This is a genomic window from Cyanobium sp. FACHB-13342 (assembly GCF_014697415.1).
Lineage (GTDB): Bacteria > Cyanobacteriota > Cyanobacteriia > PCC-6307 > Cyanobiaceae > Cyanobium_A.
Window position 1 is genome coordinate 49,956 of record NZ_JACJRT010000011.1, and the last position, 17,411, is coordinate 67,366.

Here is a 17,411-nt window from a genome sequence, read left to right on the forward strand (position 1 = left end):
TCAGCCCAGCAGCAACCGATAGGCCGCCTCCAGCCGGTGAAACGCCTCGGCGTCGCCGCCCAGGTCGGGGTGGTGGGCCTTGGCCAGGCGGCGGTAGGCCCGCTTGATCATCGCCACACTCGCCCCGGGCTCCAGGCCGAGCTGCCGCAGGGCAACCGAGCGGGGGTCTGGCGCCTTGGCCTGGGCTTTGGCCTCAGCCTGGTGGTGGGACTGGGTGTGGTTCTCGGTGCGGGTACCACCACGGCGCTGATGCCGGCGCTGGCCCAGCCGCGCCTCCCGACGCAGCAACTCCTCCACCACCTGCAAGGGGGCGTCGCTCAGCCATTCCGGGGCCCGGAGGCCGTAGAGGGCGAAGGCGGCCCGCACGGCCCATCGCACCCTGCTGTGGGGCCCCCGCAGCGCTTCAGCCAACTCGGTACCCAGGCCAGGGGAGCGGCGGTCGAGCTCCTGCTCCAGGCTGAGTTCCGGATTCCACCAGCCACGGCGCAGCTCCTCAATCACCCCGCGCAAACCGGCCGGCGGCCCGATCCGCAGGGCCTGCCACTGGGGATGGGCAGCCATCGCCTCACCCCAGCGCTCCACCAGGTGGGGCGTGAGGCCATGGACAAAACGGGGCTCCGCCCGGCTGGACTGCTGCAGCTGCTCCAGCCGGCGGCGCAGGGCCCGCACCTCCCGGCGCAGGGAGTCGTTCTCGGCCAGCAGGGCCTCCACATTGCTCGTGACCGGCGGACCGTTGGAGCCGGGCCGCCAGCGACGGGGATCAAAGCCCATCCAGCCCCCCCAGACCGAGCCGGCGGGCGCTGCGTCCCAGCCCCTCCCGGCAATCGCCCCGCATCAGCAGACCGGCGCCGCCCCACACCAACCGGGGAGCCAGGTCTGCGGGCCCTGCCCCCAGGTCGCGCAGGGGCAGGAAACCCAGTTGGCGGAAATAACGCACCAGCCGGCGGTGCTGGGAATCGCTGTCGCGGATCGCCAGGATCGTGGCCTGGCGGCAGGGGGTGGCCTCCAGCGCCCAGGCAAAGCTGGCGGCGCAGATCAGCGGGCCGACGGCAGCCGTGTCCTGGCCCTGCACGCGCAGGGTGTCGAGGCGCAGGCCTGCGGCGGTGGGCAGGGCCCAGCCCTTGAGCTCCCCCAGCAGCTCCAAGCCACCCCGCCCCACCTCACTGGTTAGCCGGCGCGCCACGCCGACCCGCAGGGTCCAGGCCAGCCCCAGCGGACGGCCCACCTGCAGGCGCAGCAGCAGCCCCCGCCGAACCGCCTCGGCCTCCAGGGCCTCAAGACTGGGCTGGGGCAATGGCGCGCTCATGCCGCAACCCCGCGCGCCTGGCCAGCCAACTCCGGGGCGAAGGGCGCCGCCAGCAGCACCGCCTCCAGGGGCAGGGCGCCATAGAGATGGGGAAAGCGCTCGGCAGCGGCACCCGCCTGGGAATCAGCCGGCTCCCGGCGAACAGGGAGACCGGCGTTGGCCAGACGCTGGGGATCGACGGTGAGCAGGAGCAGGTCAGGCGCGGGCACATCGGCATAAAAGCGGGCGGCGGTGGCCAGCACCTGGTGGGCCTCACTGAGGTGAATGAACCCCACCGCCTCCAGGCTCAACCCCCGGGTGGAGCGGCTGTAGAGGCCGTCGGCCTTCGCCGCCTGCCACTCCTCCCGCAAGGCCAGGTGGTAGAGCCACTGGGGGGAGCGCCAGGGGGAGCGGCCACTCCAGGGCGCTGCCATCACCGCGGCCAGCTCCGGACCCTGCAGAAAACGCCCCAGCCAGTGCTGCAGAGCCGGGAGATCAGCCAAGGCATCAAAGGCCGGCGGATCGGCCAGGCGGAACTGGCGCACGAACGGCAACAGGGACCAGTCCGCCAGGCTGGGGCGGCTGCCCAGCAGCCAGCCCCCCGGAGCCAGGCGCCGCTCCCAGTCCCGCAGGATGGCGAGACCAGCGCGGCGATGGGGCTCGGATGGCTCGCCGGGGTAGCGGTTGGGGTATTTGAAGCGGTCGAGATGGTGCTTGAAGGGGCCGTCGTTCTCGGCGATCAGCGCCTCCATCTCCGCCACCTCATCCCCACGCCAGCCCGCCAGCCAGCCGTGGGGATCGCCACGCTCCAGGGCCCAGTGCTGGATCGCCAGGCTTTCGTCCAGCACCCGCTGGCCTGCCACCAACACCGGCACCGTGCCCTTGGCCGAGGCTGCCAGGAGCTCGGGCGGCTTGGCCCGCAGACTCACCTCCCGCAGCTCCAGATCCACTCCGGGCTCCCAGCCCGCAGCCGCCAAGGCCAGCCGCGCCCGGATGGCATAGGGGCAGCGCCGAAAGCTGTAGAGAACCGCAGGTCCTGGCTTCACCACCTCACCGCTCCGGTCGCGGCGTGGGTCCACCGAGATGGCACTCGCCTCGGTGACGGGCCCGCTCCATTTGGCGCTGGCGTTCGGCGAAGCGTTGCCGATCGGAATCGCTGAAACGCTCGAGGCAGTGGCGGCAGCTCACCCCCGCCACGTAACTGGCCAGCTGGCGATCGGCGGGTGAGAGCGGCAGGCCGCAGGCATGGCAGAGGCTGTGATCGCCTGGTTCGAGCCGGTGGTTCACGGCCACCCGGTGGTCAAACACGAAGCACTCGCCCTGCCAGCGGCTGCGCTCCTCCGGGATCTCCTCCAGATAGCGCAGGATGCCCCCTTCCAGGTGGTGCACCCCCTCGAATCCCCGTTGCTGCAGATAGGCCGTGGCCTTTTCGCAGCGGATGCCACCGGTGCAGAACATGGCGATCGCCTTCGGCTGGCGCTGCTCCACCAGGGGCCGCAGTTCCTGCTCCACCCAGCGGGGAAACTCGCGGAACGTGGTGGTGCCCGGATCCAGGGCCCCCTCGAAGCTGCCGATGGCCACCTCGTAGGTGTTGCGGGTGTCGATCACCAGGGTGCCCGGGTCGGCGATCAGGGCATCCCAGTGCTCGGGCGGCACGTGGGTGCCCACCGCCGAGGCCAGATAGGGCTGCACCTGGGGCTCACCCATGGTCACGATCTCGCGCTTGAGCCGCACTTTGAGCCGGTGGAACGCCTGGGTGCCAGAGCGACTGAACTTCGCCTCCAAGCGCTCCAGGCCGGCCACCTGCCGCAGCCGCGCCAACAGCGCCTGCACGCCGGCATCCGCTCCGGCAATCGTGCCGTTCACCCCCTCCGGCGCCAACAGGATGGTGCCGCGCACCCCCTGGCCTTCCGCCAGGGCGCCGAGCTCCCGCTGCAGGTGTGGCAAGTCCCCCAGGGCGGCAAAGCGGTAGAACGCCGCCACCAGCTCGCTCATGCGGTCACCCGCACTCCGGCAGCGGCCAGCAGCTCCCGATCGGCCTCCACCGCCGGATTGCCGGTGGTGAGCAAGGTGTCGCCGTAGAAAATCGAATCGGCCCCCGCCAGCAGGCAGAGGATCTGGGCCTCCCGGCCCAGCTGCTCCCGGCCTGCACTGAGACGCACCCGCGCGTGGGGCATCAGGATCCGGGCCGTGGCCACCATCCGCACCAGCTCGAGCGGATCCACCGGCGGCAGGTCTTCCAGGGGCGTGCCCTCCACCGCCACCAGGGCATTGATCGGCACGCTCTCCGGGTGGGGATCGAGATTGGCCAGCACCTCCAGCAACCCGGCCCGGTCAGCGTCGGTTTCGCCCATGCCGATGATGCCGCCGCAACAGAGGGTGATGCCGGAGCGGCGCACCCGGGCCAGGGTTTCCAGGCGTTCCTGGTAGGTGCGGGTGGTGATGATCCGGTCGTAGTGCTCGGGGCTGGTGTCGAGGTTGTGGTTGTAGGCCGTGAGCCCAGCCTCCGCCAGGCGCTCGGCCTGGGAGTCGCTGAGCATGCCGGCGGTGACGCAGGCCTCCAGCCCCAGCTCCCGCACGCCACGCACCATCGCCAGCATCGCTTCAAACGGCGCCCCATCGCGGATTTCGCGCCAGGCCCAGCCCATGCAGAAGCGATGGGCACCGGCCTCCTTGGCCGCCCGGGCCCGCGCCAGCACCGGCTCCACCTCCAGCTCAGGGCGACCGGCCACGTCACTGCTGTTGTGCAGCGACTGGGGGCAGTAGGCGCAGTCCTCCTCGCAGCCGCCGGTTTTGACGCTGAGCAGGGAGGCCAACTGCACGTGGTAGCCCGGATTGGCCGCCCGGTGCACCTGCTGGGCCTGCCAGAGCAGGTCCATCAGGGGCAGCTCCAGCAGCGCCTGGATTTCGGAGCGGGACCAGTCGTGACGGGTGATCAAGGGCATTCAGCAGGAATCGACACCGCCGAAGCGGCGCTGGCGGCTCTGATAGTCGCGCAGGGCGCCCAGTAGGGCGGCCTCGTCGAAATCGGGCCAGAGCACATCGGTGATGTGGATTTCGGCGTAGGCCAACTGCCAGAGCAGAAAGTTGCTGATGCGCCGCTCGCCGCTGGTGCGGATCAGCAGATCGGGATCCCGCTCGCCGGCCGTGAGCAGTTCGGCGCCGAAACTCTGCTCGTCGATGGCGGCCGGATCGAGCTCCCCGGCCGCGCAGCGCTCGGCCAGCCGCCGCGCCGCCCGCACCAGCTCAGCTCGACCGCCGTAGTTGGTGCAGACGTTGAAATGGATGCCGGTGTTGGCGGCTGTGCGCTCGGTGGCATCGGCGATCAGCCGTTGCAGCCCCTCGGGCAGGGGCTCGAGATCACCCAGGAAACGGATCCGCACCTGCTCCTGCTCCAGGGCCTGAAGTTCCCGGGCCAGCACCCGCTCGAACAGGGTCATCAGGAAGCTCACCTCCTCGCCGGGGCGGCTCCAGTTTTCGGTGGAGAAGGCGTAGGCGGTGAGGGCGCCGATGCCCCAGTCGCTGCAGAGCCGCAGGGTGCGCTTGAGGGCCTCCACCCCTTCCCGGTGGCCCATCACCCGGGGCAGGTTGCGCTGCTTGGCCCAGCGCCCGTTGCCATCCATGATCACGGCCACATGGGCCGGCAGGCGCGCGGGATCGAGGCCCGCCGGAACGGGCTGGGGGGCGTTCGCAGTGGTGGTCGCCAGGGCGCGACTCATCCGCGGGATTCCGGCGTGTCCTTGGCCACGCTACGCCCCGTCGGCAAGGCCAGGGCCTGGCTGAGCAGATCATGCAGACGGCTGCTCGTGATCGGCCGCTCCAACCGGCCCTGGCTAGCCAGGGACAGGGTGCCGGTTTCCTCTGACACCACGATGGCCAGGCACTGGTCGAAACGCTCCGTGAGGCCGAGGGCCGCCAGGTGACGGGTGCCGTAGCGGTTGATGCCCTGGCGGGAGAGGGGCAGGATCACGCCGGCCGCCACAATCCGGTTGGCCTTCACCAGCACGGCCCCATCGTGCAGCGGGGTGTCGGCGGCAAACAAGTTCAGCAGCAGATCCACCGTGAGCTTGGCGTCGAGGCCAATGCCGGGATTGAGAAAATCCTCGGGGCGCAGGTCGCTGCCCAGATCCACCACGATCAGGGCCCCACGCCGGGCCTGGGAGAGGCGACCGGCGGCCTCACTGAGGATGGCGACGGCACCGGAGCCGAGCTGGTCGCGGTTGCGGCTGCCAAACAGCACGCCGAGGCGTCCGGTACCCAGCAGCTCCATCAGCCGGCGCAGTTCCCCCTGCCAGAGAATGGCCAGGGCGAGGCTGCAGGCCAGCACCAAAGCCTCCACCAGCTTGCTGGTGAGAGGCAGGTTGGCGTAGCGCTGCACCACCCAGGCCAGGGCCACCAGCAACAGGTAGCCGCGCAGCAACCACAGGGTGCGGGCCTCGGTGACCCGGCCGAGCACCAGGACGCCCAAGCCTGTGGCAAACAGCAGATCCAGGAGCAGGCGCGGATCGATCAGCCGTAGCAACTCACCCAGTTGCGGCCCAATCACAGACGCCTAAGTCGATGGGTTCAGCCTACCGAGCGCAACCGTTCCGGCAAAACGTCGTAGCGCAGTAGGTCCTCCGGCTGCTCCCGGCGCTGCACCAGGTCGGCCAACCCGTCATGCACCAGCACCGCCGCCGGACGGGGGATGCGGTTGTAGTTGGACCCCATCGAAGCGTTGTAGGCCCCGGTGGCGAACACCACGAGCAGATCGCCGCTGGTGGCCGGCGGCAGCGCCACGTCCTTGAGCAGCACGTCGCCCGACTCACAGTGCTTGCCCGCCACGGTGACGGTCTCGGTGGCCGCCGCCGTGGGGCGGTCGGCCAGCACGGCCGTGTACTGGGACTGATAGGTGATGGGACGGGGGTTATCGCTCATGCCGCCGTCCACCGAGAGGTAGGTGCGCAGGCCGGGAATGTCCTTGCGGCTGCCCACCTCGTAGACGGTTACCCCGGCGGTGGCCACCAGGGAGCGACCGGGTTCGCACAGCAGCCTGGGCAGGTCCAGCCCCCGCTCCTGACAGGCCGCCGCCACCGCTTCCGCCACGGTGCGCACCCAGCTCTCGATCGAGGGGGGGTCGTCGCTGGCGATGTAGCGAATGCCCAGGCCGCCCCCGACATTGAGGTCGGTCACCGGGTGCCCGAGGGAGCGGGCCAGGGAAAGGGCATCGGCCATCACCGCCGCGAGGTCGCGGTGGGGCTGCAGCTCGAAAATCTGGGAGCCGATGTGGGCATGCAGGCCGGTGAGCCGGGCCCAGGGGCAACCCACCAGGTGCTGCAACACCCCTTCGAGCTGGTCGGGATCGAAGCCGAACTTGCTGTCCAGGTGGCCGGTGCGGATGTACTCGTGGGTGTGGCACTCGATGCCCGGCGTGAAGCGCAGCATCAACCGCACGGGCGCCCGCCCCGACTCCACCAGGCCCGGAGCCAGCTCAGCCAGCAACTCGAGGTCGCGCCAGTTGTCGATCACCACCGTGACGCCGCAGCCGGCGGCCAGGGCCAACTCCTCGCGACTCTTGTTGTTGCCATGCAGCACGATCCGGTCGGCGGGCATGCCGCCCTGGAGCGCCGTGAGCAGTTCGCCGGCCGACACCGCGTCCAGCCCCAGGCCCTCCCCAGCCACCAGGGCGGTCAGGGCGAGGGAGCTGTTGGCCTTGGAGGCATAGACCGCCAGGGCTTCCCCGGGGTAGTGGGCCGCCAGGGCTTCGCGGTAGGCCCGGCAGGTGCCCCGCAGGGTGGCCTCATCGAGCACATAGAGCGGCGTGCCGTAGTTGCGGGCGAGCTCACCGAGCACGCAGCCCCCGACACTCAGGGCCCCCTCGGCGGTCAGCGCGGTGGTGAGGGGGGTGAGATTGCGGTTGGGGCTGAGCGGATCGCGCTCCAGCTCGAACGGCCGGGGCACCGCGACGGGCTCACGGGAGATCACCATGGCTGGGGCCGCGGGGGATTCAGAGGTCATGAATGTAAGGAATCTCACGCCAGCCCATCTGCAGGCCTGCCTCGCCCTCGACCAGGCCAGCCTGGGAGGCCTCTGGACCACCGCCCAGTGGCAGAGCGAGCTGGCCGATCCCCGCCGCCCCGGGATGGGGCTCTGGCAGGCCGACAACCTGGTGGCGATGGCCAGCGGCTGGCTGGTGCTGGACGAGCTGCACATCACCTTGGTGGCGGTGGCCCCCGAACAGCGGCGCCGGGGCCTGGGACGGCAGGTGCTCGAAGCCCTGCTGGCTGAGGCCCGGCAGCAGGGCGCCCGGCACGCCACCCTGGAGGTGGGAGTCACCAATGCGGCCGCAGTGGCTCTCTACCGCTCTTTGGGGTTCCAGGATGCGGGCCTGCGTCGCGGTTACTACCGCAACGGGGAGGATGCCCTGATCCAATGGCTGCGGTTACCACCGATCAATGATGCGGAGCCGGGGTGTGGATAACCGGCTTTTCTTATTGCTGAAAACCAGCAATTTGCGATCCCGAGTTGTTGCCGAAAACCGCTTGGGCTCCTGATCCCGCAATGGGTCTGCCCTTGATTCGGCGTAAATCACACCCGACCGGTCAACCCTGGTAGCTTGGATGCACTTGCACCAGGCCCCGGCCCATGTTCGAGCGGTTTACCGAGAAGGCCATCAAGGTGATCATGCTGGCCCAAGAGGAGGCCCGCCGCCTTGGCCACAACTTCGTGGGCACCGAACAGATCCTGCTCGGTCTGATTGGAGAGGGCACCGGCGTGGCCGCCAAGGTGCTCAAGTCGATGGGGGTGAACCTCAAGGACGCCCGCGTCGAGGTGGAGAAGATCATCGGCCGTGGTTCCGGCTTCGTGGCCGTGGAGATTCCCTTCACCCCGCGGGCCAAGCGGGTGCTGGAGCTGTCCCTGGAAGAAGCCCGCCAGCTGGGCCACAACTACATCGGTACGGAGCACCTGCTGCTGGGCCTGATCCGTGAAGGTGAGGGTGTGGCGGCCCGGGTGCTGGAAAACCTCGGCGTCGACCTCGCCAAGGTGCGCACCCAGGTGATCCGCATGCTCGGCGAAACCGCCGAGGTGGCCGCTGGCGGCGGCGGTGGCAAGGGCTCCACCAAAACCCCCACCCTCGACGAATTCGGCAGCAACCTCACCCAGCAGGCCGCCGACGGCAAGCTGGATCCGGTGGTCGGCCGCCAGAACGAAATTGAGCGGGTGATCCAGATCCTGGGCCGCCGCACCAAGAACAACCCCGTCCTGATCGGCGAACCCGGCGTCGGCAAGACCGCCATCGCCGAGGGACTGGCCCAGCGCATCAACTCCGGCGACATCCCGGACATCCTGGAAGACAAACGGGTTCTCACCCTGGACATCGGCCTGCTGGTGGCCGGCACCAAGTACCGGGGTGAATTTGAGGAGCGCCTCAAGAAAATCATGGAGGAGATCCGCAGCGCCGGAAACGTGATCCTCGTGATCGACGAGGTGCACACCCTGATCGGCGCCGGTGCCGCCGAGGGGGCCATCGACGCGGCCAACATCCTCAAGCCGGCCCTGGCCCGCGGCGAGCTGCAGTGCATCGGCGCCACCACCCTCGATGAGTACCGCAAGCACATCGAACGGGACGCCGCCCTAGAGCGGCGCTTCCAACCGGTCATGGTGGGCGAACCGTCCGTGGATGACACGATCGAAATCCTGCGGGGCCTGAAGGAGCGCTACGAATCCCACCACCGCCTCAAGATTGCCGATGAGGCCCTGATCGCCGCGGCCACCCTCGGCGACCGCTATATCTCCGACCGCTTCCTGCCGGACAAGGCCATCGACCTGATCGATGAGGCCGGCAGCCGGGTTCGGCTGATGAACTCCAAGCTGCCGCCGGCCGCCAAGGAGGTGGATAAACAACTGCGCTCGGTGCAGAAGGAGAAGGAAGACGCCGTACGCGAGCAGGACTTCACCAAGGCGGGTGAACTGCGTGACAAGGAAGTGGAGCTGCGCGAGCAGATCCGCTCCATCCTCCAGGCCCGCAAAGATGAGGAGCCCTCCGCTGAGGCCTCCCCGGAAGCCGGCTCCGAGGGTGTTGCTGTGGCGGTTGCCGAGGCACCCGTCGACGGCGAGCGCAGCCCGATGGTGACCGAAGAAGACATTGCCCACATCGTGGCCTCCTGGACCGGGGTGCCTGTCCAGAAACTCACCGAAAGCGAGTCGGCCAAGCTGCTGAACATGGAGGAAACCCTCCACCAGCGCCTGATCGGCCAGGACGAAGCCGTCAAGGCGGTGTCCCGCGCCATCCGGCGCGCCCGGGTGGGCCTGAAGAACCCCAACCGGCCCATCGCCAGCTTCATCTTCTCCGGCCCCACCGGCGTCGGCAAAACCGAACTCACCAAGTCCCTGGCGGCCTACTTCTTCGGCAGCGAAGAGGCCATGATCCGCCTCGACATGTCGGAGTTCATGGAGCGCCACACGGTCAGCAAGCTGATCGGCTCCCCTCCGGGCTACGTGGGCTTCAACGAAGGCGGGCAGCTCACCGAAGCCGTGCGCCGCCGCCCCTACACCGTGGTGCTGTTCGACGAGATTGAGAAGGCCCACCCCGACGTGTTCAACCTGCTGCTGCAGCTGCTGGAAGACGGTCGCCTGACCGACTCCAAGGGACGCACGGTGGACTTCAAGAACACCCTGATCATCATGACCTCGAACATCGGTTCGAAGGTGATTGAGAAGGGCGGCGGCGGCCTCGGCTTCGAGTTCGGCGGTGGCGATGCGGATGAGACCAACTACAACCGCATCCGATCCCTGGTGAATGAGGAGCTGAAGCAGTACTTCCGCCCCGAGTTCCTTAACCGTCTCGACGAGATCATCGTCTTCCGTCAGCTCACCCGCGACGAGGTCAAGGAGATCGCCGAGATCATGCTCAAGGAGGTGTTCGGCCGGATGCTGGAGAAGGGCATCGCCCTCTCCGTCACCGACGCCTTCAAGGAGCGATTGGTGGAGGAGGGCTACAACCCGTCCTACGGGGCCCGTCCCCTGCGCCGCGCCGTGATGCGCCTGCTCGAAGACTCCCTGGCCGAGGAGTTCCTCAGCGGCCGGATCGGCGATGGCGATGCTGCCGTCGTGGACGTCAACGACGACAAGCAGGTGGTCATCCGCAAACAGGTCGCCCTGCCGGCTGAGCCCGAGCTCGCCACGGCCGGCGTCTGACGCCCCGCGGGCCGGGACCCCGGCCCGTACCATCGATTGGGGATGACGACCACACCGGGATGAGCAACCCCCTGAGCCAACACGCCATCGCTCCGGCCGAGGTGCTGCGGGGCCCTGGGGCCTGGAGCCAGGGTGTACCCCGCATCGCCCAGCTCTGCCGCAGGCCCCTGCTGCTCGGCCGCAGCGCCGCCACCGCCGGCTTGCGTCAGCAGCTCAACGCCGATCTGGCCGCAGCGGGCCTGGCCCCCCGCGCCGCCCAACTGCACCACGACTGCTGCGAAGAGGACCTCAGCCGGGTGGCGATCGCACTGCAGGACGGCGCCTGTGATGCCGTGGTCGCCATCGGTGGCGGCAAGGTGCTCGACGCCGGCAAGCTGCTGGCCCACCGACAGGATCTGGTGTGCATCACCGTGCCCACCAGTGCGGCCACCTGCGCCGGCTGGACCGCCCTGGCCAATGTGTACACCCCTGCGGGAGCCTTTCTGGGCGACGTGGCCCTGGCCCGCTGCCCAGATCTGCTGATCTTCGACCACACCCTGGTGCGCCAGGCCCCGCCCCGCACCCTGGCCAGTGGCATCGCCGACGCCATGGCCAAGTGGTACGAGGCCTCCGTGAGCAGCGGCGCCAGCGGCGACGGACTGGTGCAGCAGGCGGTGCAGATGGCCCGGGTGCTGCGGGACCAGCTGATGCTCGAGGCCGAAGCCGCCCTGGGCGACCCGACCAGCGCCGCCTGGGAACGGGTGGCGGAGGCCTGTGGCCTCAGCGCCGGACTGATTGGCGGGATCGGCGGGGCCCGCTGCCGCACCGTCGCCGCCCACGCGGTGCACAACGGCCTCACCCAACTGGAGGCCAGCCACGGCCACCTCCATGGCGAGAAGGTGGGTTTCGGCATCCTGGTGCAGCTGCGGCTGGAGGAGGTGCTCGGCGGCAACCAGCTCGCCGGCCAGGCGCGGCGACAACTGCTGCCTCTCTTCCGCCGGCTGGGGCTGCCGGTGAGCCTTGAAGAGCTGGGCCTGGGGCAGGCCGGCCTGCACGAGCTGCAGCAGGCCTGCAGCTTCGCCTGCCGCGACGGCTCCGATCTGCACCATCTGCCCTTCGCCGTGGGGCCCAACGACCTGCTGGCCGCCCTGGTGAGCACCTGCAGCAGCGAGCGCCAGCCCGCGTGACCACCGAGGCCCCAACCCAACAGGACCTGGTACGCGCGGCGGCCCGCAACCTGCTCGACCCCCAGGGCCGGGAGCTGGCTGCCCAGGTGGAGTGGTGGACCCTGCCCGAGCTCGAGGCTGGCGACGGCTGGGGGCCCTGGCCGGTGGCCGTGCTGGGGCAAGGCCCACCGGTGCTGCTGCTGCATGGTTTTGACAGCTCCTTTCTGGAATTTCGCCGGCTCGCACCGCTGCTGGCCGGGGGTGCCCAACTGTTCATCCCCGACCTGTTCGGCTTTGGCTTCTGCCCCCGACCCGCGGGTGGCGACTACAGCCCCAGCGGCGTGCTGCGCCACCTGGAGGCCCTGGTGGCAGCCATCCAGCAACGCAACCCAGCCCCCCTCGGGCTGATCGGCGCCTCGATGGGGGGCTCGGTGGCGGTGGAGCTGGCCCGGCGCCTGCCAGAGCAGGTGACACGGCTGCTGCTGCTGGCCCCCGCAGGCCTCACGGGCCGGCCCATGCCCCTGCCACCCCTGCTGGACGGGCTGGGGGTGCGCTTTCTGGCCCTGCCCGGCGTGCGCCGGGGCCTCTGCCGCACCGCCTTCGCCGATCCGGAGGCCTCGGTGGGTGCTGCGGAACTCGAAATCGCCTCGCTGCATCTGCAGAGCCCGGACTGGGGCGAAGCCCTGCGCCGTTTCGCCCGCTCCGGCGGCTTCGCGGGCTGTGGGGCACCCTTGCCCGAGCAGCCGATCCAGGTGCTGTGGGGAGCGGATGACCGGATCCTGCGGGCTCCCCAGAAAAAGGCAGCCCTGGCCCTGTTGGGCGGACGGGTGCGCGAATTGGAGGCCTGCGGCCACCTCCCCCACCTCGACCAGGCCGCTACCGTCGCCGCCACCTGGTTCAGTCCAGTATGAGCAGTCCTGAGGAGAAGGCCAATGGACCGGTGATGCAGCTGCTGGCCAGCGGCCTCCAGCTGTGGGTGCGCCAACAGTGCCAGAGCATCGGCAGCCTCGACATCCAGCTGGAGGGCTCGGCGTTGCAGCTGCTGCGCGGGCGGCTGGCGGGGGTGCAACTGCTGGCCCGGCGGGTGGTGTACCGGGAGCTCCACATCGAACTGGTGGAGCTGCGCAGCGGCCCAATCCAGGTTCACATCGGCAACCTGCTGAAGGGGCAACCGCTGCAGCTGGAACGGGCCTTCCAGATTCAAGGCCAGGTGAGTTTCACCCCCGATGGTCTCACCCGCTCCCTCAGTGCCCCCCCGTGGCGGGCCCTGGGAGACAGCCTTGGCGAGGCCCTGCTGGGCATCGTGCCGCTGGTGGAGCTGCGCATGAGCCGCGACCGGCTGATCTTCGCCGCCCGGGGCCTGGGCCGCCCAGACCTGATCGCACTGGAAACCACCATCGCCGCCGTGGAGGGCAGCGTGGAGATCCGATCCAGCGACGGCAGCCTGCGCAGCCGGCTGCCGATGGATCCAGGCATCACGATCAGCGACGCCCGCCTGGAAGCCGGCATGGTGCAGCTTGTGGGCGAAGCCCGCGTGAGCGTCTAGTCCACAGCAAGCCTTAGCCCTGCACCAGGGGCAACACCAGGGTCACCAGGGAATACACCACCGCCGGCACGAACAGGTAGCTGTCGATGCGATCGAGCACCCCGCCGTGGCCCGGAATCGCATCGCCGGAATCCTTCAGGCCCGCATCTCGCTTCATCATCGATTCGGTGAGATCCCCCACCAGGGCAAACACCGCCACCACCGCCCCAAGCACCGCACCGATCAGCCAGCCCCAGCTCCAGCCAATCCAGGTGCCCCCCAGGGCCCCCACCGCCATCGAACAGGCCACCCCACCGAGGGCCCCCTCCACGGTCTTGCCCGGGGAAATGGGCGAGAGGGGGTGTCGACCAAGCCGGCGGCCGACCACGTAGGAGCCGATGTCGGTGGCCACGATCAGGAAACAGGCCAACAGGGTGAGGGCCAGACCAGAGCCCTCCAGGTCCCGCAGACGGATCCAGTAGCTGGGCAAGAACCCCAGATAAAAGAGCCCGAAGATCGAGGCGGCGATGTCGGCGATGGTGCCGGTGACCGGTTGCAGCAACAGCCAACCGCAGATCACGGCACCGGAGGCGGGCAGCACGGCGGCGGCCACATCACCGGCAAACCAACCGCCCCCACTGGCCAGCTGGGTGGTGACCAGCAGCAGCTGCACCGCCACCAGGGTGGTTTTGGTGGCGGGCCGGATCCCCTTGAACTGGGCCATCCGGAAAAACTCCAGCAGGCCCAGATGCACGATCAGGCCCACCGCCACGGTGAACCACCAGCCGCCGAGCATCACCACCACGAAGCCGAAGGCGCCCGCGGCCCAACCGCTCAGCAGCCGGGGCAGGGAGGTGGCGGTGCGGGGGGACGGAATCAAGGCGGGCAGATCAGGCGGGCTCGGGGTGGGGGGACCGCTCCGCGGCGATCAGGAACAGGGGCTCCGCCGCCGCCAGCTTGGCCTGGCTGCCCCGCCGCTGCATGCGGTGCACGGTGGCCTGCACCACCTGCACATCCCTGGCCTGCAGATGGCCCAGGGTGTCGGTGGCATCCACCAGCCCCTCCAGGCTGGCGGTGCTGATCACCAGGCGTCCCTGGGGCACCAGGGCCTCCCACACCGCCAGCAGCACATCGCCCAGGGGACGGCCCACCTCCAGCAGCACCCGATCGGGGTGGGGGGGAAGCTGGGCCAGGTCGGCCGGAGCGGCCCCGGCATGGATGTGCAGGTTGGAGATGCCGAACCGGCGCCGGTTTTGCTCGAGCAGCTCGATGGCATCGGGATCACGCTCGAGGGTATGCACCGCGCCCCTGGGCATCAGCCGGGCGATCTCGAGGGCCAGGGCACCCGTGCCCCCACCCACATCCCACACCAGGGAATCGGGCCGGGGGCGCAGATGGGCCAGCAGCATCACCCGCAGCTCCATCGGGGTGGGGCTGAAACCCGGGGCATCCTCAAAGGCGCTGTCGGGCAGCCCGGGAGTGACGAAATCCCACTGGTAGGGCGCCGGGGGCGAGGCCTGGTCAGGAGCCACCGATGGCTGGTGATTCATCGACGCAGGCAGATCCATCGCCCCCCGATCCGGCCACAACCCTCACCGTATCAGCGATCTGGCCAGGCCAAAGCCGGGCCTGCTCCTGCAGCCAAACGGCCCGGGCCGAATCGATCCGCTCACCTGGCACCAGCAGGGGGATGCCGGGGGGGTAGGGGCAGAGCGGTTCAGCCGCGATCCGGCCAGCCGCCGCGGCCAGCGGCACCGTTTCGGCAGGAGCCCGCCAGGCCTGGCCGATCGGAAGCTCGGGTTCCGCCACCAGGGGCAGGGGCGGGGCACTGAAGGGCGGCAGGGGATGGCCCCCCAGGGCACGCCGCAGCCGCTGCAACTGGCGGGGCAGCCGCCACACCACCCCAACCGGCGGCCCCAGGCCCAGACAAAAGGTGAGCGCCCCCGGCTCGGGCAACTCGGCAATCACGCCCCGCTCCAGCAGCCAGGCATCGGCATCCAGACCATTGATCCCCAGGGCCGCCGTGTGCAGCACCAGCCGCAGGGGGTCGTCATTGGCCAGCAGGGGCAAGCCCGCCGCCAGACAGCGGCGACGCAGGCGCTCGCCGATCTGCTCCGCCCGGCGGCGGCGGTGGCGCCCCCCCGGGCTGGTGAGCTCCTGCAGGATCGCCTCGGCCGAGGCCAGCAACAGGGCACTGGGGCTCGAGGTCTGCAGCCACAGCAGGGCCCGGGCCACGGCAGCAGGATCGACCCGCTGCCCCTGGAGCAACAGGGCCGCGCTCTGGGCCAGGCCACCTCCGGCCTTCTGGCCGGAGAGCACCACCAGGTCGGCCCCAGCCCCCAGCGCCTCCCCACGGCCATGGGCCTGGTCCACCAGCACCGGCACCCCATGGCCGTGGGCCAGAGCCACTAGCGCCGGCAGATCGGCCCTTTGGCCCTGATAGCTGGGGGACACCAGCACCAGCGCCGCCACGGGACCGGCCGCCTTGAGGATGGCCGCCAGGTGGGCCGGGCCGGGCGGTCGCCACAGCCCCGTGGCCGGATCGAAGGGCAGGTCATACAGCAACGGCCGCACCTGGCCGAGCACGCAGGCGTGCAGCAGGGAGCGGTGCAGGTTGCGGGGCAGGAGCACCCGGCTGCCGGGGGGGGCCAGGGCCAGCAGGCCCGCCTGCAGCAGGCCACTGGCGCCATTGACGCCAAACCACACCGCCCCAGCACCGAGCTGGTGGGCACAACGCCGCTGGGCCTCGGCCACGGCACCGCTATCGATGAGGGGACCGCCAAACTCCGGCAGTTCCGGCAGGTCCCAGCGGCCCGGGCGCTGGCGCAGCAGGCGTTGCAGGGCGGGCGACAGCCCCCGTCCGCGGCCATGGGCCGGCAGATGCAGCGGCAGGCCCATGGACGAGCAGATCACGTGGCTTGAGTCTGCCGATCGACCGGCTGCCGTGCCCAGAACCATCGCCCCAGCGGCACGAAGCCTGGTCAGGCCCCGGGCGGAATCGTGAACCAGGCCACGGCAATCGCCAGGCTGCTGAAGAGCACCACCACCACGGGCCAGCTGTTATCCAGATGCTCGAGCCGCCCCCTCAACGCGGCTTGGGCCGCGGGATCCTCCATCGCCTCCATGTCGGCATAGCGACGGCCAATCCAAATCACCAACACAAAAGCCACCAGGGTGACCACATAGGCCACCACATACACCTGATCGAGGAAGGTGAGGAACGGAAGAACGGGCAGATCACTGCGATAGGTCTGCTGCAGGAAGACCAACGTCAGCAACACCGTGACCGGGATGCTGGCGCGGGCATCCTGTTCATCCGGGCGCACCTTGAACACCAGCAACACCATCGCCATCAGCACCACCAGGGGCAGCAACAACCGCCACACCGCAGCCCAGGCGGAGGTGCCAAAGGACATCTCGTACAACACCAGGCTGTAATCACTTTCACCACCCCCTTGGCCAAAACTGGTGGCGTACTGGTGGCGGTATTCAGCAATCGACCAGCCCTGGTTCAACCAGCCCAGGATGCGGGCATTGAACCCCATGCCACTGTCACGAATGTCGGGCTCAAGCCGCAGCTGGTTGTAGCTGAGGCTGCCATCCACGTCGTCGGCCTCGATGAACAACGGGAGACTGATGCTCATAAAGGGGTAATGGCGAAAGCTCGCCTGATCGAGCAGATAGCGGCCGCGGTAGGTGAACAGTTGGTAATACCCCCCATCGGCACGCCGCTCGGGGCCTTCACCCACCGGATTGAGCTCGGGTGGGGCGTCGGTGATCAGGGTGTTGAGCAGGGTGAAGCGCTGATCAATCGCGATACCTGCCGCATCGAGATAGCGCTGAAGGGGCTCATCCCAGATCAACCAGATGTAGCCACTGGAGGCAAAACTGGGAACGCTCAGATCGAGCTCGGAAGCGGTATTGGCGTAGACCCCAACCTGGGCCCGATAGGGGGCTGTGGCCAACGCCTCCTGATCCACCTTGGCCTCACCGGCATTGAGCAGGTCACCCCGCAGGGTGGTCCAGCCACTGGCGGGCAAGTGATCCGGATCGATGGTGAGGGATCGAGCTGAGGTGGACAGCCGCAGGGCATCCCGGGTCTGGACCGGTTTGATGTCGATGCGCGTGATCGCAATCAAGGCCAGAATCACCGCCAGCAGGAGCGACAATGTGGCGAGCAGATTCCAGCGCCGCTGCTTCCGCACTGGTTTCAGGAGGCCGGTGATCCCGAGATTACGCGCCAGACGCAGATTTGCCCTGCTACTGCTACCGCTTCTGG

The 17,411-nt window shown here is 69.3% G+C and carries 17 protein-coding genes; 5 read left to right on the forward strand and 12 right to left on the reverse strand.

The genetic code is table 11. The annotated features are described in order from the left end of the window. Genes H6G16_RS13240 through lysA form a run of 8 tightly spaced genes read right to left on the reverse strand, consistent with a single transcriptional unit; the run spans position 1 to position 7,282 of the window. Positions 1 to 771, reverse strand: a complete 771-nt coding sequence (locus H6G16_RS13240) for a J domain-containing protein (RefSeq protein WP_190390091.1) — start codon at positions 769 to 771, stop codon at positions 1 to 3. Beyond that, complete coding sequence (locus H6G16_RS09540; RefSeq protein ID WP_190390092.1) at positions 761 to 1,306, reverse strand: hypothetical protein; 546 nt, start codon at positions 1,304 to 1,306, stop codon at positions 761 to 763. The genes H6G16_RS13240 and H6G16_RS09540 overlap by 11 nt, the downstream gene beginning before the upstream one ends. Then, a complete protein-coding gene (locus H6G16_RS09545; RefSeq protein ID WP_190390093.1) occupies positions 1,303 to 2,331 on the reverse strand; it encodes a DUF952 domain-containing protein in 1,029 nt (342 codons plus the stop codon). Before H6G16_RS09545 ends, H6G16_RS09540 begins: the two co-directional genes overlap by 4 nt. 4 nt (positions 2,332 to 2,335) lie before the next feature. Beyond that, entirely contained in the window at positions 2,336 to 3,280 is a 945-nt protein-coding gene (locus H6G16_RS09550; RefSeq protein ID WP_190390094.1) for a rhodanese-related sulfurtransferase, read from the reverse strand. Next, positions 3,277 to 4,230 carry a biotin synthase BioB gene (bioB, locus tag H6G16_RS09555; RefSeq protein ID WP_190390095.1) on the reverse strand — a complete coding sequence of 318 codons (954 nt, stop codon included), beginning with the start codon at positions 4,228 to 4,230 and terminating at the stop codon, positions 3,277 to 3,279. The genes H6G16_RS09550 and bioB overlap by 4 nt, the downstream gene beginning before the upstream one ends. Next, positions 4,231 to 5,004 carry an isoprenyl transferase gene (locus H6G16_RS09560; protein WP_190390096.1) on the reverse strand — a complete coding sequence of 258 codons (774 nt, stop codon included), beginning with the start codon at positions 5,002 to 5,004 and terminating at the stop codon, positions 4,231 to 4,233. After that, on the reverse strand, positions 5,001 to 5,831 hold the full coding sequence (cdaA, locus tag H6G16_RS09565; protein WP_190390097.1) for a diadenylate cyclase CdaA: 831 nt from the start codon (positions 5,829 to 5,831) through the stop codon (positions 5,001 to 5,003). Before cdaA ends, H6G16_RS09560 begins: the two co-directional genes overlap by 4 nt. 20 nt (positions 5,832 to 5,851) lie before the next feature. Further along, positions 5,852 to 7,282 carry a diaminopimelate decarboxylase gene (gene lysA, locus H6G16_RS09570; protein WP_190390098.1) on the reverse strand — a complete coding sequence of 477 codons (1,431 nt, stop codon included), beginning with the start codon at positions 7,280 to 7,282 and terminating at the stop codon, positions 5,852 to 5,854. Between lysA and rimI the strand changes: the two genes are divergently transcribed. From rimI to H6G16_RS09595, 5 genes are all read left to right on the forward strand, one after another. Next, positions 7,281 to 7,745: a ribosomal protein S18-alanine N-acetyltransferase gene (gene rimI / locus H6G16_RS09575; protein WP_190390099.1), complete on the forward strand. Its 465-nt coding sequence runs from the start codon at positions 7,281 to 7,283 to the stop codon at positions 7,743 to 7,745. The genes lysA and rimI overlap by 2 nt on opposite strands. A gap of 164 nt (positions 7,746 to 7,909) precedes the next feature. Next, positions 7,910 to 10,462: an ATP-dependent Clp protease ATP-binding subunit gene (locus H6G16_RS09580; RefSeq protein ID WP_190390100.1), complete on the forward strand. Its 2,553-nt coding sequence runs from the start codon at positions 7,910 to 7,912 to the stop codon at positions 10,460 to 10,462. 59 nt (positions 10,463 to 10,521) lie between these two features. Continuing rightward, positions 10,522 to 11,628 (forward strand): iron-containing alcohol dehydrogenase family protein, encoded by a 1,107-nt coding sequence (locus tag H6G16_RS09585; protein ID WP_190390101.1) that lies wholly within the window; start codon positions 10,522 to 10,524, stop codon positions 11,626 to 11,628. Then, positions 11,625 to 12,518 (forward strand): alpha/beta fold hydrolase, encoded by an 894-nt coding sequence (locus H6G16_RS09590; RefSeq protein ID WP_190390102.1) that lies wholly within the window; start codon positions 11,625 to 11,627, stop codon positions 12,516 to 12,518. Before H6G16_RS09585 ends, H6G16_RS09590 begins: the two co-directional genes overlap by 4 nt. Continuing rightward, the gene (locus H6G16_RS09595) at positions 12,515 to 13,153 is read left to right on the forward strand and encodes a DUF2993 domain-containing protein (RefSeq protein WP_199289330.1); all 639 of its coding nucleotides are present in this window, start codon (positions 12,515 to 12,517) and stop codon (positions 13,151 to 13,153) included. The genes H6G16_RS09590 and H6G16_RS09595 overlap by 4 nt, the downstream gene beginning before the upstream one ends. Before the next feature lie 13 nt (positions 13,154 to 13,166). Here H6G16_RS09595 and H6G16_RS09600 read toward each other — a convergent pair whose 3' ends face one another. From H6G16_RS09600 to H6G16_RS09615, 4 genes are all read right to left on the reverse strand, one after another. Continuing rightward, positions 13,167 to 14,012 (reverse strand): phosphatidate cytidylyltransferase, encoded by an 846-nt coding sequence (locus H6G16_RS09600; protein ID WP_190390103.1) that lies wholly within the window; start codon positions 14,010 to 14,012, stop codon positions 13,167 to 13,169. A 10-nt stretch (positions 14,013 to 14,022) separates the two neighbouring features. Further along, entirely contained in the window at positions 14,023 to 14,700 is a 678-nt protein-coding gene (gene cbiT, locus H6G16_RS09605) for a precorrin-6Y C5,15-methyltransferase subunit CbiT (RefSeq protein WP_242036335.1), read from the reverse strand. Beyond that, positions 14,654 to 16,030 carry a lysine decarboxylase gene (locus H6G16_RS09610; RefSeq protein WP_190390104.1) on the reverse strand — a complete coding sequence of 459 codons (1,377 nt, stop codon included), beginning with the start codon at positions 16,028 to 16,030 and terminating at the stop codon, positions 14,654 to 14,656. The genes cbiT and H6G16_RS09610 overlap by 47 nt, the downstream gene beginning before the upstream one ends. 83 nt (positions 16,031 to 16,113) lie before the next feature. Beyond that, positions 16,114 to 17,337 (reverse strand): hypothetical protein, encoded by a 1,224-nt coding sequence (locus H6G16_RS09615; RefSeq protein ID WP_347238850.1) that lies wholly within the window; start codon positions 17,335 to 17,337, stop codon positions 16,114 to 16,116. Between the last annotated feature and the right edge of the window lie 74 nt (positions 17,338 to 17,411).